15 protein-coding genes, 2 tRNA genes and 1 pseudogene are annotated in these 14,458 nt (G+C 61.1%); 10 read left to right on the top strand and 8 right to left on the bottom strand.

Going from position 1 to position 14,458, the window contains the following annotated elements; genetic code table 11:
- Window positions 1-18: 18 nt before the first annotated feature.
- From ADJ79_RS01400 to ADJ79_RS01390, 3 genes are all read left to right on the top strand, one after another.
- A complete protein-coding gene (locus tag ADJ79_RS01400; RefSeq protein WP_050714461.1) occupies window positions 19-891 on the top strand; it encodes a helix-turn-helix transcriptional regulator in 873 nt (290 codons plus the stop codon).
- A 278-nt stretch (window positions 892-1,169) separates the two neighbouring features.
- Window positions 1,170-3,404: a TonB-dependent siderophore receptor gene (locus tag ADJ79_RS01395; protein ID WP_050714460.1), complete on the top strand. Its 2,235-nt coding sequence runs from the start codon at window positions 1,170-1,172 to the stop codon at window positions 3,402-3,404.
- Between the two features lie 5 nt (window positions 3,405-3,409).
- Window positions 3,410-3,886 (top strand): hypothetical protein, encoded by a 477-nt coding sequence (locus ADJ79_RS01390; RefSeq protein ID WP_156303947.1) that lies wholly within the window; start codon window positions 3,410-3,412, stop codon window positions 3,884-3,886.
- A gap of 453 nt (window positions 3,887-4,339) precedes the next feature.
- On the opposite strand, the gene ADJ79_RS01385 is transcribed toward ADJ79_RS01390, so the two are convergent.
- From ADJ79_RS01385 to ADJ79_RS01355, 5 genes are all read right to left on the bottom strand, one after another.
- Complete coding sequence (locus tag ADJ79_RS01385; RefSeq protein WP_082202791.1) at window positions 4,340-5,083, bottom strand: ankyrin repeat domain-containing protein; 744 nt, start codon at window positions 5,081-5,083, stop codon at window positions 4,340-4,342.
- Between the two features lie 231 nt (window positions 5,084-5,314).
- Window positions 5,315-6,907, bottom strand: coding sequence for an Mbeg1-like protein (locus tag ADJ79_RS12905; RefSeq protein ID WP_082202789.1), 1,593 nt, complete (start codon window positions 6,905-6,907; stop codon window positions 5,315-5,317).
- 254 nt (window positions 6,908-7,161) lie between these two features.
- Window positions 7,162-7,452, bottom strand: coding sequence for a transposase (locus ADJ79_RS01365; protein WP_050714454.1), 291 nt, complete (start codon window positions 7,450-7,452; stop codon window positions 7,162-7,164).
- A 17-nt stretch (window positions 7,453-7,469) separates the two neighbouring features.
- Window positions 7,470-7,817, bottom strand: coding sequence for an IS5 family transposase (locus ADJ79_RS01360; RefSeq protein ID WP_050714453.1), 348 nt, complete (start codon window positions 7,815-7,817; stop codon window positions 7,470-7,472).
- 262 nt (window positions 7,818-8,079) lie between these two features.
- Entirely contained in the window at window positions 8,080-8,745 is a 666-nt protein-coding gene (locus ADJ79_RS01355) for a Crp/Fnr family transcriptional regulator (protein ID WP_050714452.1), read from the bottom strand.
- A gap of 329 nt (window positions 8,746-9,074) precedes the next feature.
- Between ADJ79_RS01355 and trxB the strand changes: the two genes are divergently transcribed.
- The 4 genes from trxB to ADJ79_RS01335 all read left to right on the top strand — a co-directional run bounded on the left by trxB (window position 9,075) and on the right by ADJ79_RS01335 (window position 10,758).
- Window positions 9,075-10,025, top strand: a complete 951-nt coding sequence (trxB, locus tag ADJ79_RS01350) for a thioredoxin-disulfide reductase (RefSeq protein WP_050716330.1) — start codon at window positions 9,075-9,077, stop codon at window positions 10,023-10,025.
- Between the two features lie 189 nt (window positions 10,026-10,214).
- Window positions 10,215-10,448 carry a 50S ribosomal protein L28 gene (rpmB, locus tag ADJ79_RS01345; RefSeq protein ID WP_050714451.1) on the top strand — a complete coding sequence of 78 codons (234 nt, stop codon included), beginning with the start codon at window positions 10,215-10,217 and terminating at the stop codon, window positions 10,446-10,448.
- Between the two features lie 31 nt (window positions 10,449-10,479).
- On the top strand, window positions 10,480-10,650 hold the full coding sequence (gene rpmG, locus ADJ79_RS01340) for a 50S ribosomal protein L33 (protein WP_050714450.1): 171 nt from the start codon (window positions 10,480-10,482) through the stop codon (window positions 10,648-10,650).
- 20 nt (window positions 10,651-10,670) lie between these two features.
- Window positions 10,671-10,758: transfer RNA gene (locus tag ADJ79_RS01335), tRNA-Ser, on the top strand.
- Window positions 10,759-10,985: 227 nt separating this feature from the next.
- Here the strand turns inward: ADJ79_RS01335 and ADJ79_RS01330 are convergent.
- Window positions 10,986-11,061, bottom strand: a tRNA-Ala gene (locus ADJ79_RS01330).
- A gap of 117 nt (window positions 11,062-11,178) precedes the next feature.
- Between ADJ79_RS01330 and ADJ79_RS01325 the strand changes: the two genes are divergently transcribed.
- Window positions 11,179-11,709 carry a MaoC/PaaZ C-terminal domain-containing protein gene (locus tag ADJ79_RS01325; RefSeq protein WP_050714449.1) on the top strand — a complete coding sequence of 177 codons (531 nt, stop codon included), beginning with the start codon at window positions 11,179-11,181 and terminating at the stop codon, window positions 11,707-11,709.
- A 130-nt stretch (window positions 11,710-11,839) separates the two neighbouring features.
- Here the strand turns inward: ADJ79_RS01325 and ADJ79_RS15340 are convergent, their stop codons facing one another.
- Together ADJ79_RS15340 and ADJ79_RS01315 are read right to left on the bottom strand one after the other, a co-directional pair.
- Complete coding sequence (locus ADJ79_RS15340) at window positions 11,840-12,091, bottom strand: LysR substrate-binding domain-containing protein (protein ID WP_050714448.1); 252 nt, start codon at window positions 12,089-12,091, stop codon at window positions 11,840-11,842.
- On the bottom strand, window positions 12,088-12,792 hold the full coding sequence (locus tag ADJ79_RS01315) for a LysR family transcriptional regulator (protein ID WP_050714447.1): 705 nt from the start codon (window positions 12,790-12,792) through the stop codon (window positions 12,088-12,090). The genes ADJ79_RS15340 and ADJ79_RS01315 overlap by 4 nt, the downstream gene beginning before the upstream one ends.
- Window positions 12,793-13,060: 268 nt before the next feature.
- On the opposite strand from ADJ79_RS01315, the pseudogene ADJ79_RS01310 reads away from it, so the two are divergent.
- A pseudogene (locus ADJ79_RS01310) lies at window positions 13,061-14,142 on the top strand (alkene reductase).
- 63 nt (window positions 14,143-14,205) lie between these two features.
- Window positions 14,206-14,436 (top strand): hypothetical protein, encoded by a 231-nt coding sequence (locus ADJ79_RS13760; RefSeq protein ID WP_156303945.1) that lies wholly within the window; start codon window positions 14,206-14,208, stop codon window positions 14,434-14,436.
- Window positions 14,437-14,458: the final 22 nt, after the last annotated feature.

Raw genomic sequence — 14,458 nt, 5'->3', positions numbered from 1 at the left:
GCTCCTCTTTTTAAAGCCATGCCCCCTGCCGCCACGCCCGCCCGCTTTGTGGAACACCGCAGCGAGCGGCTGCACTTGCTGGTGCGCGGCGCCGACCATCCGCCGCTGGCGCTGGGCGCGCACCCGGCGGCGCGCCAGGTGCAGGCGGGCCTTTACGTCACCGTGCTGGCGCGCGGCGGCCTGCGGCTGCACTGCGGCGACTGCGTGAGCGAGCCGCGCGCGCTGGGCATGCAAGTGCTGGCCGTGCGCGAGCCGCTGCCCTGGAGCGCGCAAGCCAGCGCCTGCGCCATACGCGTGGTCGGCGTGAGCATGCTGCGGCCCGACTTGCGCGCGCGGCAACTGGAAAGCTGGTTTGACAGCCTGTTCGCCCGCCACGAGCCGCTGCGCCAGGTGCAAGTGGCCGCCGACGCGCGCAGCCTGCAATTGGCCGGCGACATCCTGGACAGCGACCCGCGCCAGCCGCTGCAACTGCTGCGGCTGGAAGCGGCCGCGCAAGCCATCTTCGTGCAAGGCATCGCGGCGCTCACCGGCACGCGCGCCCCCTCGCGCCGCGAACGCCTGCTGCGCCTGGCCGCAGCGCTGCAAGCCGACCTGGCCCGCGCCTGGACGCTGGCCGATATGGCCGCCGAGGCCGGCATGAGCGCGCGCGCCCTGAGCGAAAGCTTCGGCCGCGAATTCGGCGCATCGCCCTTTGTCTGGCTGCGCCAGCAACGCCTGCTGCAAGGGCGGCACCTGGTATTGGACGAGGGCCTGCCCGTGGCGCTGGCCGCCGAGCGGCTGGGCTTCAGCAGCGCAGCACACTTTTGCACGGCCTTCAGAGCGCAATTCGGCGAAACGCCAGGCCGCCTGCGCCAGCGCCTGGCGCAGCAGGCAGGGCAGGGCGGGGCTTGAGAGCCTGTTCAGAGCCTGGCCGTGAGTGCGGCCAGTGCCCCGGTTTCACTTCAAGAACAAGAGCAAATGGAAGGCTCCGAAAATGCCTCTGCCGCACGGTTTGACGGGCTTGACTGCTCTCGAAACAGAAGCGAAATAAGCGATGGCTTGCGGCGTGCGGGCGGCTGGGAAAACCTGCCGCCAAATGAAAATGATTCGCCGTTTTCTGCAAGCGCCGGGCCGTGTGCGTGCGCAGACTTTTCCTTTGTTGCAGCTGGATTCAATGGAGGAGAAACACCATGCACGCACCTGCCATTCAGGGCCGGGTTTTGCTTTTGTCTTGCGCGGCGGCGCTGGCCTGGCCTGCTGCGTTTGCTGCAGATGCGGCAGCGCCAGCGGGCGGGGGCGCGTCTGACAGGCATGACACGCTGGATGCCGTCATCGTGCGCGAGCGCCCGGGCGGCGCTGAATACGACGACGGCCCCAATGGCCGCCTGCCCCGGCAGGCCGCCAGCGCCACCAAAACGCGCACGCCTTTGCTGGAGACGCCCCAGTCCGTTTCCGTGCTCACGCAGGCCGATTTGCAGGCCAGCGGCGCGGTCACGCTGGGGCAGGCGCTGGCCTACAGCCCGGGCCTGCACGCCATGCCTGGCGGCGGCAACGATTCCAGCCGGTACGACTTTTTCAGCTTGCGCGGGCAAACCTATAACGGCGCGCTGTTTCTGGATGGCATGCGCGCTTCGTTCGGCGTGGGCAATTTGAGCCTGCCGCAGTTCGATCCCTGGCTGCTGGAGCGCGTGGAAGTGCTGCGCGGCCCTGGCTCCATGCTCTACGGGCAAAGCCTGCCGGGCGGGCTGGTCAATGCCTTGTCCAAACGCCCGCAGGCGAAGGCGCACCGGCAGGCCAGCGTGACGCTGGGCAACTGGCAGCGGCGCGAGCTGCGGCTGGATGCGGGCGGCGCGGCAGGAGACGGCAGCGGGCGCTTCACCTGGCGGCTGGCCGCGCTGGGGCGGGCGCAGAACAACCAGATCGATCACGTTTCATCGCGCCGCCTGGCGCTGGCGCCTTCGCTGCGCTGGCAGATCGGGCCGCAAACGGCGCTGACGCTGCTGGCCAGCTACCAGAGAGACCCGCGCGGCGGCTACTACGGCGGCCTGCCCGCGCAAGGCGTGCTGTCACCCTTGCCGGATGGCGGTTACGTGCCGCGCCGCTTTTTTGTGGGCGATCCGGCTTTCAGCCACTTCAGCCGCACGCAAACCACGCTGGGTTACGACTTCGAGCACGCGCTGGGCGCGGGCTGGACGCTGCGGCACGCGCTGCGCCGCATTGCCTCGCAAGCGGCCGTGCAGGGGCTGGCCGCTGCCGCCCTGGTTCCGCCTGACACGCTGGCGCGCACGGCTTTGCATGCCGGCTCGCGCACGCAGGCGCTGATGGCCGACACCGCCATCGAAGGCCAGGCGCGCACCGGCCCCGTGGCGCACCGCCTGCTGCTGGGGCTGGATCACATGCAAAGCCGCCTGACGCAGCAAATGGGCTTCAGCTTTGCGGGTGTGCCGCCCATTCGCATCCGCAACCCCGTGTACGGGCTGGCCGTGGCCGCGCCCGCATCGCCCGCCACGGCCCATTTATGGGCCGAAACGCTGGATCACGCCCGCCAGACGGGCGTTTATGTGCAAGACCAAATGCGCCACGGCCCTCTCGCCCTCACCCTGGGCGGGCGCTACGACACGGCCCGCACCCGCAGCCAGCGCGCCAGCCAGCTCATGGGGCGGGCCGCCAGCGCCGCGATTGGCCAGCAAGACGATGCCTTCACGGGGCGCGCCGCGCTTTCGTGGCACATCACGCCGCAGTGGGTGGCCTACGCCAGCCATGCCACATCTTTTTTGCCGCAGGCGGGGCTGATGGCCGACGGCCAGGGCTACCGCCCCCTGCGCGCGCGCCAGTGGGAAGCGGGGCTGAAATACGCCTCTGAAGACGGGCGGCTGCAACTGGCCGCCGCCGCTTTCAGCATCCAGCAGAAAAACGCCCTGACGCCCGATGCCGACCCCATGCACATGTGCATGAGCGCCACCGGCCCCGGCCCGTGCATGACGCAGTCGGGCCGGCAGCGCACGCGCGGGCTGGAGCTGGAAGGGCGCGCCGCGCTGGCGCAAGCCACGCATATCCATGCCAGCCTGACCTGGCTGGCGCCCCAAATCACTGCCAGCAACGGCGCTGATCTGGGCAAGCGCCCTGTCAATATGCCGCGCGCCACGGCTGCGCTGTGGGCCGAGCGCGCCTTCACGCCCCGGCTGCGGCTGGGCCTGGGCGTGCGCCACACCGGCAGCGCCTGGGCCGATGCGGCCAACACCTTGCGCGTGCCTGGCCACACCCTGCTGGATGCCGCCGCGCACTACGCCATCAGCCCGCACCTGACGCTTTCCGTGCGCGCCGCCAATCTGGCCAACCGCCGCTTTGCCGCCTGCTCCAGCGCCAGCTACTGCAACTGGGGCCAGGCCCGCGCCATCAGCGCCGAACTCGACTACCAATGGTGAACCGCATGAACTCGAATCCGGATGCCTGCATGAACGCGCAAGCGCCTGAACCGCCCGGCTTTCCCGCGCCGGGCGTGGACGGCTTTCAGGCCGACTTTTCCCTGTGGCCCGTTCTGCTGGCGCGCCTGCCCGGGCGCCAGCCGGGGCAGCCGGGGCTGGAGCGCGCCCGCCAGTGGCTGGACACGCTGGAAGCCGCCTTGCAACGCCAGCAACCCTTTGCCGTGGTGTGCGACATGAACGCCTACATCAGCCACAAAGGCGAATCGCCCGAAGAAAAGAAAGCCGCCGCGCTCTGGATGAAACGCCACCTGGCGGCCTTTCACCAGTATTGCCGGGGCAACGTTTACGTGATTGGCGACGAGGCCGCCCGCGCCGCCTTGCTGGCATCAGGCCGCCAGCAGGCCGGCGCCAGCCCCGTTCGCATTGCCGCCGCCGCCACCTTGCCCGAAGCCGTGGCGCTGGCCCGCCAGATGCTGGCTTAAGGCCTGTGGGGGGCATCGGGAAAGCTTGTTTTCAGCTCCCGAATCCATAGCGTGATGTCCTAGTGAAATGGGCGCTGGCGCCGTTTTGGCGCCCTATAAATCAGCTCCTGTTTTTGATGGCCTGGCAGACGAACCAGAGGGTGACAGCTTCAAAGCGGACGTGCTTCGCTGGCTTGCTTGGACATCCTTCAAAGAGCCTGCCGGGCAGCGGGCAAGGTTCGGCGGGGCCTTGGGTTCGCGCTTGGCCCGTTTTTCAATGAATGTGAAAAGGAAATGGGGCAATGGCGGAAATGGCGCGCCGCATCTTCCTGCAAGCCTTGCCGCACATGCCGCACAAGGCGGGCGGATTGGATGCCCTTAATGGCCATCGCCACGCTTGAACCGGGCTGCCCGCAAGCCGAAGCCGCCATCCAGCCCTGCGTTGGGCGGAAGCATCCGCCGTTCGCGCATTTGTTATTTGCGCCGCTCTTCCACGGCAATGCCGTGGTCGTGTAGCCAGGCGCGCACTTTTTTCTCTACTTCAGGGTCGCGCGGCCCTGTGAAGAAATAGCGCTGGAAGGTATTGCCAGCCGCGTTGACTGCGCGCGGATCCACTCCCAGCTCCAGCAGACGCGGAATATCGGCAAAGCTGCCAATCATTGCGGCATGGTGCAGTAGCGTGCGGCCATCCTTCGTGCGTGCATGTACATCGGCTTTTGCATCTAGCAGCAGTTGCACGTTGGCCTGAGTGCTGGGCCCCAAAGCCGGGAACAGGAGTGTTTCGCCCAATCGGTTTTTTACTTCGGTAGGGAATCCTCGCTCTAGTAGCGCGGCCAGCCAGCGGCTGTCAGCCAGCTTGGCGGCCAGGTGCATGGAGGTGTCGCGCGCGTCGCCCAGCCAGGTGGGATCCGTTCCCAGCTCCAGCAGGCTGTCAAAGGCGCGGCGGTTGCCTTCCACCATGGCAACGTCCAGCGGCGTCATTTTTCTGGCATTGCGGCTGTTGAGGCTCGCACCTTCGGCCAGCAGCTGACGCGCTTGCGTCAAATCACCTTTGGCTGCCGCCTGATATAGCGCTGCATCCTTTGGAGTCGCGAATTTTTCATTGCTCATATCTGAACCTTGCTGACCGCAGGCCGAGGCAGCCATAAAGGCCAGCGTGGACAGAAGCATCCATCGTCTGCGCATCATGTTACGTAGGAAATAAAGGGAGAAAGCCATGGTAGCGATTAAAAGAAAAGCGCCTGCGCGGGCTGCCAAGCGTCTTCTTTCTAATCAAATCTCAGAACCTGTTCAGCGGTTGTGAGAGGCGAAAAAGCGGCTCGGGAGGAGCTGCCAGGCGCAAACCACAAACGGGCTTCGTGTTTCCACGAGGATTTACAACGCAACAGGGCACCCGAGGCCGCTTCGCATCAACGGATAAATCGTGAACGGGTTCTCAGACCTGGCCTATCAAAACCAGCCTGCAATCGTTTTGCCGATACCGGCAAGGGCATTGCCCACCTTTTGCACGCCATGGCTGATGGCGCTGCCGATCTTCTGTGCGCCTTGCGTCACCTTGTCGCCCAGCCATTGCGCGCCCTGAGCCAGCTTGCCACTGGCCCATTTCACACCGTCGGCGGCTTTGCCAGCGACCCATTTGATGCCATCGCCCGCCTTGTCAATCAGCACGGCAGCCTCGCGGCTTACGCCGTCAATCAATGCATTGGCACGCTCGCCCACTGATTCAACGAATGAGGCTGCTTGGCCGAACGGCTTTTCAAGGCCGAGTGCTTTGCCTGTATCGCGCAGCACGTTGCCAAAAAACGAGGCTCCTTCGCGGACCGCATCGCCCACGAAATCGCCGCCTTCTCTTACAACGCCAGCGCCTGCATCCAGAATGCCATCAGCCACTTCACCCGTTGCCTGGATGCTTCCAGACAGCACATGCCCCTTGGCGATTTCATTTTGGAAGATGGCGCCGACGGCCTGGCTCCTCTCATTAAATATCTTGCCCGCATTGAAACCAGCTTCAAAAGCGTTACTCCCCGCCGATGTCAGCAAGTTGAATCCGGCTTCTCCGAGATGCTCTGTCGCAGAAAGAGGAAGCGGCTTGCCTGCTGGGTGATAAGGGGCGCCTTCGCGCATGGCTTCGACATAAGCCTGGCCATCGCCTCTGCCTCCATGCAACTCCACGGAATTCAATACAGGGATTTTGGAAGCGCCTTTTGGAGCTTCCAAGCGCCATTCATGCCCTACGGCGTCGGGTGCGAGCATCACCCCTTGCTGAATTCCCGTCAGCAATTCGCCTTCTATGTTGTAGCGGCGAATCTGGCCGTTGTTGGCCAATTCCTCACGAAGGGCATTGGGAGTCTTGCTCGGATCAAGACTGCGCAAGGTGTTGTCGCTCAAGCCAGCTGCATTGAAAGTCACGCCAGGCGCGCCCGTTGCCACCATGGCGGCTGACGCCAAACCTCCACCCAGAGAATGCCCCGTGAAAATTACGTTGCCTTCGCCAAAAGCGTCAATGGCGGTCCACGCCAGAAGTCTCGCCTGTTCATATTGTTTGGTTTTCAAGTTTGAGGCTTGACCAAAATTGGCTTTACTGTCCCAGCCTGGACCTTTTTCGCCAAACCAATTATCCGTGCCACGAAATGCAACGACATACTGCCCTTTGTCATTCTGATAGATGGCGGCATCAAAACCACTCTGCTCATCACGCAGCATGTCAGGCGTAAGGTTAGAAATGTAAACATTATTGTTATTGCCATCCACAAAATGATCACCTGCTGGACGCAGGCGCTGCCACCCAGCATTTCTCAACTCCCTTTCGGATTGCGTATGAGTCAGCTTCGTTTTTTCTGATTCGTACGCATCATTGGCCATCATGGATAGTTGTAAATCCAGATCTTTTTGTGGCGCTATGCCCCTGGCGCTGTCGGCAAACGTGCCGTCGCCTATCGGATAGCCCCGGCTGTTGTCCACTTTGGCGGAAGCTGCCTGGGTGGGGCTGCAAAAATGCGCTTGGGAACAGGAATGGCCAGGGCCGTATGCGCCTACTCTCATGGTCTGAACTCCGGTGAACGTGTTGGAACAGCATGCAGCGTAAAAACACGCTCAGTTCTTGTCTAGCTAGGATGGTTCCTAGCTGGTAAGCACCCTAGCTAGGGTATCTACTGGATGGCTGTGCTCTGTCCCTGCATGTGCCGATCAAAAAAACCGGGAGTGCCAACCTGAACCTGCTCTTCGAGTTGGCTATTTTTCGTAGTGAACGGGATGCGATAGCAGCAATTCGAAAAGCACTCAACCCTCACCCCGTGCTAGGGCCTGTTGAGAATTACCGAGATTGAATCACAGCCGAAGCCAGATAGATCACCGCCTTGAAGCTGGCGTCGATCGGGCCTTTGCGAGATCACGATTGGCACGCCTTGCGCTTGTAATGGCTCTATCAGCCATTGGACACCAAACGCCTTGTCCGCCAGCAGCGCCTCAAACTTTTGGTTCCGGATCATCTCTTCGACTCCTTTGCTGTCATGCCGCTGGCCTGGCATCAGAGCGAACTTGACCAGATTGCCCAGCGCATCGCACAAGGCCAGTATCTTGGTGCTCACGCCCCCGCGCCAGTGCCCTATGGCCTGGCTTTGAGTCCCCCTTTTGCGCCCTGGCCGTGACGGCGCACTTTCACGATCGTGGCATCGACCATGGCGTATTCCATATCCGGCTGGCCGCTGACAGCATCAAAGAGTTTTTGCCAGATACCGGCCTTGACCCAGTCACGAAAGCGTTTGAAAACGGTGTTGCATTTGCCGAATTCTTCAGGCAAATCGCGCCAGGGGCTGCCTGTGCGCACGATCCACAGCACGGCCTCTACAAGCAAACGCTTGTCCGTGCCTCTTGGCCCTGCATCGCCAGGCTTGCCCAGGCAGTGCGGGGCCATCAGTGCCCACTGCTTGTCGCTCAATACTCTTCTTTCCATGGCGGGATTGCAGCATAAGAGGGGATTCTCAACAGGCCCTAGTGCCCGTGTAGCTGCCATCCACAAAAGGGGGGCCTTGAGACACGCAAAGCGCAAGAGCAGCCTCACCAGTGACGCCTTGGCACCTGCACGGTCCTGAATGCCAGCCGAGTGCACCACCATGGCCAGCAGCAGCCCCATCATGTTTACAGCTATGTGGCGCTTGTGCCCTTTGATTCTTTTGTCTGCGCCACATTCGAGCTGCCCCTTTTGAGACGGCCTTTCAGAGCCTGTCGCGCGAGACGATGAGGATGGTGCCGTCTTTTTGCTGCCGGATGAAGTTGCTTTCTTCCAGGCCCCGGATCACGCGGCTGACCATCTCGCGCGAGGCGCCCACCATGCGGGCCAGGTCCTGGCGCGATATCTTTTCCTGCACGACCAGCTCGCCGTGCCCCTGGTCCACGGCGAAGTCCAGCAAGGCATGGGCCACGCGGCCATATACGTCCATCAGCGCCAGCGATCCGATCTGGCGGTCTGCCTGCCGCAGCCGCTGCACCAGCCCGTACATGATGGCGTAGGCGATGGATGAGCCATCGGGCAGGCACTGCATGAATGCGTCGCGGCTGAGCGTGAGCGTGTCGGTCTGTATGTCAGCCCGCACGGTGGCCGAGTGCGGGGCATTGTCGATCATGCTCATTTCGCCAATGTGGTCGCCCGGATGCAGGGAGGCCAGAATGACCTCGCGATTGCCACGGGTCATGATCACGCGGGCGCGGCCATTCAGCAAAATGAACAGCGTGTCCGTTCTTTGCCCCTGTTCGACGATGGTTTGCCCGCGTTTGAAACGGCGCTTGACCACCGCCTCTGCCACTTGCGCGGCCTGCTCGTCTGACAACGTTGAAAACAAAGGGACCCGGCGAACCAAATCCAGATTGGAGAGCATGGACATGACTTCAATTCCTTGATTTTTTTGATGAACCCCTCTGGCGGGCTGGCGAATGGCGGCCAGGCAATCTTTTGGAACCTGTTCAAAGTCTGTCCGTGGGCGCGAAAAGCGCGGGGCCGGGCGCTCTTGGGCTTCGCAAATCCTCGCCGGGATGTCACGCCCGCCTGTGCCTTGCAGCCCATTCTGAACCGCACTTGCCTCTTGCGACCGGATTTCGAACCAGTTCTTAAAATCCGCCTATTCCCGCAAATGTTTCGATTGACGGGTTTTTGCTACTATTTTTGCACATCCTTTTTGCACTCCGGTGCGTGAAACCACCTGCCGCCATCTCCATGAAAACCCGACACATCCGCCTTCTCATTCTTGGCTCCGGCCCTGCCGGCTATACCGCCGCCATCTATGCCGCCCGCGCCAATCTCCAGCCCGTGCTCATTACCGGCATGGCCCAGGGCGGGCAGCTTATGAACACCACTGAAGTGGACAACTGGCCCGCTGATGTGGCTGGTGTGCAGGGGCCTGATTTGATGCAGCGCCTGCAAGCGCATGCCGAGCGCTTTCGCACCGAACTGGTGATGGACCATATCCACACGGCCGATTTGTCCGCCCGGCCCTTCACCCTGACGGGCGACAACGCGGTTTACACGTGCGACGCCCTCATCATCGCCACCGGCGCCACGGCCAAATACCTGGGTCTGCCTTCTGAAGAGGCCTACATGGGGCGCGGCGTGAGCGCCTGCGCCACTTGCGACGGCTTTTTCTATCGCGGCAAACCCGTCTGCGTGATTGGCGGCGGCAACACCGCAGTGGAAGAAGCCCTGTATCTCAGCAACATCGCCAGCAAGGTCTATCTGGTGCACCGCAGAGACAGCTTTCGCGCCGAACCCATCATGGTGGATCACCTCCATGAAAAAGTGCGCGAAGGAAAAATCGAGCTGAAGCTCAACGCCGCCCTGGACGAAGTGCTGGGCGACGCGATGGGCGTGACGGGCGTGCGCCTGAAAGACACGGGCAGCGGCCAGACGCAGGAGCTGGCCGTGCATGGCTGCTTCATCGCCATTGGCCACGCGCCCAACACCGGCATCTTCCAGGGGCAGCTTGAGCTGGAAAACGGCTACATCGTCACCCAGTGCGGACGCCACGGCTTTGCCACGCAAACCAGCGTGCCTGGCGTCTTCGCCGCAGGCGATGTGCAGGACTTCATTTATCGCCAGGCCATTACCAGCGCTGGCACAGGCTGCATGGCGGCGCTGGACGCCCAGCGCTTTCTGGAGCAGCAGGGCTGAGAGCTGCTGGCGAATGGCGTGGATGCACCGCTATAATCCGCCGCTTTGCCAAATCAACCCAAGGCAAAAAAGAAGGGATACCGCCACCCTTTCCTGGCGAGGTCAAGCACGGGGCGAGTTGCAGCCAGCCAGCGGCTGGGAGTTGCGCGGCGTCCAGCCCCGGCTGTTATTAAAACGGAGCAATCCAATATGGCACGCAAGTGCGAAGTCACGGGCAAGAAGCCCATGGTTGGCAACAACGTTTCCCATGCCAACAACAAAACCAAGCGCCGGTTCCTGCCGAACCTGCAATACCGCCGTTTCTGGGTTGAAAGCGAAAACCGCTGGGTGCGCCTTCGCGTCACCAGCGCTGCGCTGCGCCTGATTGACAAAAAAGGCATTGACGCCGTGCTCGCTGACATGCGCGCTCGCGGCCAGGCCTGATCCCGTTTTCTGAACAAACAAAGGAAATATCATGGCTTCCAAAGGCGGACGCGAAAAAATCAAGCTGGAATCCACGGCTGGCACCGGCCACTTCTACACCACCAGCAAGAACAAGAAAACCATGCCGGAGAAAATGTCGATCACCAAGTTCGACCCCAAGGCCCGCAAGCATGTGGAATACAAGGAAGTGAAGCTTAAATAAGCGCGTTTCTTCACCGGGAAGGAGGTGTGGCAGAGTGGTCGATTGCACCGGTCTTGAAAACCGGCAACGGGCAACCGTTCGTGAGTTCGAATCTCACCGCCTCCGCCAGCCCAATAAAAAAGCAGCCGTGAAGGCTGCTTTTTTATTGGCTGCTTTTGCCTGGCGCCTTTGAAATTCAGGCGGACAGACAAATGGCAAGCGGCGCTTGTCCAATTGAGTTGCCCGCCGTAAACCAGCCTGCCACCCGCGCCGGGGCTGGATGGCAAGCCTTCGGTTTTTTCATTGGACGGCCCAAGAAAAAAAAGCCAACCAGAAATGGTTGGCTTTTTGATATGTGGTGGAGAGGAGGAGGATCGAACTCCCGACCTCCGCATTGCGAACGCGGCGCTCTCCCAGCTGAGCTACCCCCCCATGCATTGCAGGGCGCGATTATATGCGCATTGGTGCGTTCGTGCAATAAGGGAAGCCGAGCTATGCAAGGAGAGCATTGGCGTGCAAAATACAGAGCAGGAGGCTGTTGTTGACACCATGAAACCTGAAACACAAAGCAATGCATCCGCCCACGAGTGGATTGAAAACGTGACCTTTGACGAACTGCGCGTCGGCCAATCGGCCCGAATGACGCGGCAAGTGACAGGACAGGATATTTTGGCTTTCGCCGCCGTATCGGGCGACGTGAATCCGGCGCATTTGGATGTCGCGTATGCCCGTGACACCCTTTTCCATGGCGTGATTGCGCATGGCATGCTGGGCGGGGCGCTTATTTCGGCTGTGCTGGGCACCCAATTGCCTGGGCCTGGAACGATTTACCTGGAGCAAAGCTTGCAATTTATGCGCCCGGTTCACATCGGTGACGAGCTGACGGCCAGCGTCACGGTGGCTTCTTTGGAGGCAGCCAAAAAGCGCGTCACTCTCGACTGCGAGGTAACCAATCAGAAAGGTGAGCGCGTGATCAGTGGCAAAGCGTATGTCATGGCTCCTGTCGCCAAAGTCCGCCAGCCGCGTCCCTCGCTGGTTTTGCCGCATATAGAACCGCCCGCCGCGTTCACTGTGGCCTGAGAGATAGATCACTAAGCAGAATTACAGCCGCCTTTCCTTCCGTGAGCTGAATGGCATTCAATGCCATGCTTTATGGAAGGAAGGGCGGCTGTGTTGTTTTCTGAAGCTCATGCAAAATCAGGCGGCTTTTTTAAACAGCTAATCCGGCCAGCTTTTCTTTCAGAAAGTCGATGAACGCCTGCGCCCTGGCGGGCAGCAGTTTGTTGGCGGTGAATGCGTAAACCGGCACGGCGCGTGTCTGCCAGCCTGGCAGCAGCGCTTGCAGACGGCCTTGCGCCGCATATGGAGCGGCCAGCGCGTCGGGCAGCGCTGCGATGCCAAAACCGTGCAGCGCCAGGCGCAAGTTCAATCCCAGGCTGTTGGAAGCAATGCGGCCATTCACGCGGATGCTGCGTGATTGCGGGGCGTGTTGCCGTCAATCGTTGTGCCATTGGCCGAATCGCCGTCTGCCTGGGCGGCCATTTCATGCGCGTGGCGCAACTCCCACACATCATCAAAACCTGGTGGAAAGCGAAGGCACTGGTGCCGGGCCAGATCGGCAGGCTCCAGCGGCTCGCCGTGCCGCGCCACATAGGCAGGCGCGGCATACAGCCCGCCTGAAAACATGACCAGCAGGCGCTGCACCAGCCCTGAATCCGGCTGCTTGCCTGCGCGAATGGCCACGTCAAACCTCTCGCTGATCAGATTGACCTTGCGCGGCGTCACATCAAAAGAGAGCTGAATGAGCGGAAACCGTTCGCAGAACTCCCCAAGATACGGCGCAATGAATTCATGCACGAAGTTCACAGGCACGGAAAGGCGCAGCAGCCCTTGCGGCTCGCACAGCAGACGGCCCAGCTGCTCATGCAACAGCCCAGCTTCGCTCACAAGCGCGTCGGCCCGGTTGAAATACAGGCGGCCCGCCGCCCTCAGCTCCACCTTGCGCGTGCTGCGCTTGAGCAGCGGCAAGCCCATGCGCTGCTCCAGCCGGCTGATGCGCGCCGACAGCGTGGACTTGGGCATCTCCAGCGACTGCGCCGCCTGCGTGAAGCTGCCAGCCCGCGCCACGGCCACAAAAAGCGCCATGTCATCCAGTATCAGCATGATTGTTCCGTTGAATGAACAGTATTTTCCATTTTATTGCGCATTATTTCTGCGAAAGGGAAATATACTGTCAGTCCCTTCATATATTTGCATAAAGGATTCCGAAATGAGCGCATTCGGCGCCCGGAATGCCGTTTTGCTGCTGATTGGTTACCGGGCCGGCGCCATGAGCTGGACAGGCTCCATTTGGCGAAATGAAGAAAATGCGCTGATGTCAATCAGCTAATTGCGGAGTTGAATTCGCCAAACCATTTTCAGGAGAAAACGCATGAAACTGCTTGAATCATTCCGGATGGGGTCATTGATGCTGAAAAACCGCATGGTCATGGCCGCCATGACGCGCAGCCGCGCTGATATTCACGGCGTGGTTGGCTCCATGACGGCGGAGTATTATGCCCAGCGCGCCAGCGCGGGCCTGATTTTGTCGGAAGCCATCAATATTTCCGCCAACGCATTGGGCAGCCCGCTCACGCCGGCCTGTTTGAAGAAAAACAGATTGCCGCCTGGCGCAAAGTCACGCAGGCCGTGCATGAAAAAGGCGGAATCATTTTCGCCCAGCTCTGGCACACTGGCCGCGTGGGCCATTCCGTGGATCGCGGCGGCCAATTGCCCGTGGCGCCTTCGGCCATCAAAATTGAAGGCGCGCAGCATTTCACCTCGCAAGGCATGAAGGAATATGAAACGCCGCGCGAACTGGCGCTGCCGGAAATTCGCCAGATCATTGCCAACTACGCCCAGGCGGCCCAAAATGCCGTGGCCGCCGGATTTGACGGCGTGGAGCTGCATGCCGCCAATGGCTATTTGCCGCAGCAGTTCTTGTCTGATTCCGCCAACCACCGCGCGGATGAATATGGCGGCAGCATCGCCAATAAAGCGCGTTTCACGCTGGAAGTCATGCGCGCGCTGATTGCCGCCGTGGGCGGCGGCAAAGTCGGCATCAAAATCAGCCCGTTGCACCCTTACGCGGGCATTGCGTTCGATGATCCCTTGGCAACTTACACTTATTTGATCAACGAGCTGAACCAGCTTGATTTTACTTTTGTGGAGTTGATGAAACGCAGCCCCATGTTCCCGCTGCTGCCGCATTATCCGCAAGGCGATGAGATTGAGATATTCGGCAAACTCGTTTCACATACACTTGTGGCAGGCACGGCTTACACTCGTGAAAGCGGCGAAGCCGAGTTGCAAAAAGGCATTGCCAGCTTGATCGCCTATGGTTCGCTTTTCCTGGCCAATCCCGATCTGCCGCGCCGTTTTGAGCAAAACGCCGCGCTCAATGCCCCGGACCGCCCCACCCTGTTTGGCGGCGGCGAGCATGGCTATATTGACTATCCATTTCTTCCCGCCTGATCCGCCGGGCGCTCAAGCCGGGCGTCAAAAATAAAACCGCCTGTGATACGCAGGCGGTTTTTCATGCGCTTCAGTTTTCAGGAACGGGTTTTTGAAAATGCGGCGCCTGCGCTGAATTTATCGCCCGGAAAAGGCTGTGCCAGCGCAATGTGCTTGATGGCGGGCGGAAACGCAGGCATTCCGGCGAGCGCGCAGGCCCAGGCGCTTGCAGGAAGGCCCCGGGGCAGGGTTGGCATGATAAAAAAGGAGCAAATTCAAAGCCATGAAAACGGGTGGTTGCGCACGTTCCACTAGGACCTCATGCTATGAATAGAGG

It is taken from the genome of Ottowia sp. oral taxon 894 (assembly GCF_001262075.1).
Lineage (GTDB): Bacteria > Pseudomonadota > Gammaproteobacteria > Burkholderiales > Burkholderiaceae_C > Ottowia > Ottowia massiliensis.
This window is presented reverse-complemented; position numbering and strand designations above follow the sequence as displayed.

Excerpts from the sequence above, each read along its gene's own strand:
- ADJ79_RS01400 (WP_050714461.1), top strand. The coding sequence starts at position 19 with ATGCCCCCTGCCGCCACGCCCGCCCGCTTTGTGGAACACCGCAGCGAG.
- ADJ79_RS01395 (WP_050714460.1), top strand. The coding sequence starts at position 1,170 with ATGCACGCACCTGCCATTCAGGGCCGGGTTTTGCTTTTGTCTTGCGCG.
- ADJ79_RS01390 (WP_156303947.1), top strand. The coding sequence starts at position 3,410 with ATGAACTCGAATCCGGATGCCTGCATGAACGCGCAAGCGCCTGAACCG.
- ADJ79_RS01385 (WP_082202791.1), bottom strand. The coding sequence starts at position 5,083 with ATGGCTTTCTCCCTTTATTTCCTACGTAACATGATGCGCAGACGATGG.
- ADJ79_RS12905 (WP_082202789.1), bottom strand. The coding sequence starts at position 6,907 with ATGAGAGTAGGCGCATACGGCCCTGGCCATTCCTGTTCCCAAGCGCAT.
- ADJ79_RS01360 (WP_050714453.1), bottom strand. The coding sequence starts at position 7,817 with ATGGAAAGAAGAGTATTGAGCGACAAGCAGTGGGCACTGATGGCCCCG.
- ADJ79_RS01355 (WP_050714452.1), bottom strand. The coding sequence starts at position 8,745 with ATGTCCATGCTCTCCAATCTGGATTTGGTTCGCCGGGTCCCTTTGTTT.
- trxB (WP_050716330.1), top strand. The coding sequence starts at position 9,075 with ATGAAAACCCGACACATCCGCCTTCTCATTCTTGGCTCCGGCCCTGCC.
- rpmB (WP_050714451.1), top strand. The coding sequence starts at position 10,215 with ATGGCACGCAAGTGCGAAGTCACGGGCAAGAAGCCCATGGTTGGCAAC.
- rpmG (WP_050714450.1), top strand. The coding sequence starts at position 10,480 with ATGGCTTCCAAAGGCGGACGCGAAAAAATCAAGCTGGAATCCACGGCT.
- ADJ79_RS01325 (WP_050714449.1), top strand. The coding sequence starts at position 11,179 with ATGAAACCTGAAACACAAAGCAATGCATCCGCCCACGAGTGGATTGAA.
- ADJ79_RS01315 (WP_050714447.1), bottom strand. The coding sequence starts at position 12,792 with ATGCTGATACTGGATGACATGGCGCTTTTTGTGGCCGTGGCGCGGGCT.
- ADJ79_RS13760 (WP_156303945.1), top strand. The coding sequence starts at position 14,206 with ATGCGCTTCAGTTTTCAGGAACGGGTTTTTGAAAATGCGGCGCCTGCG.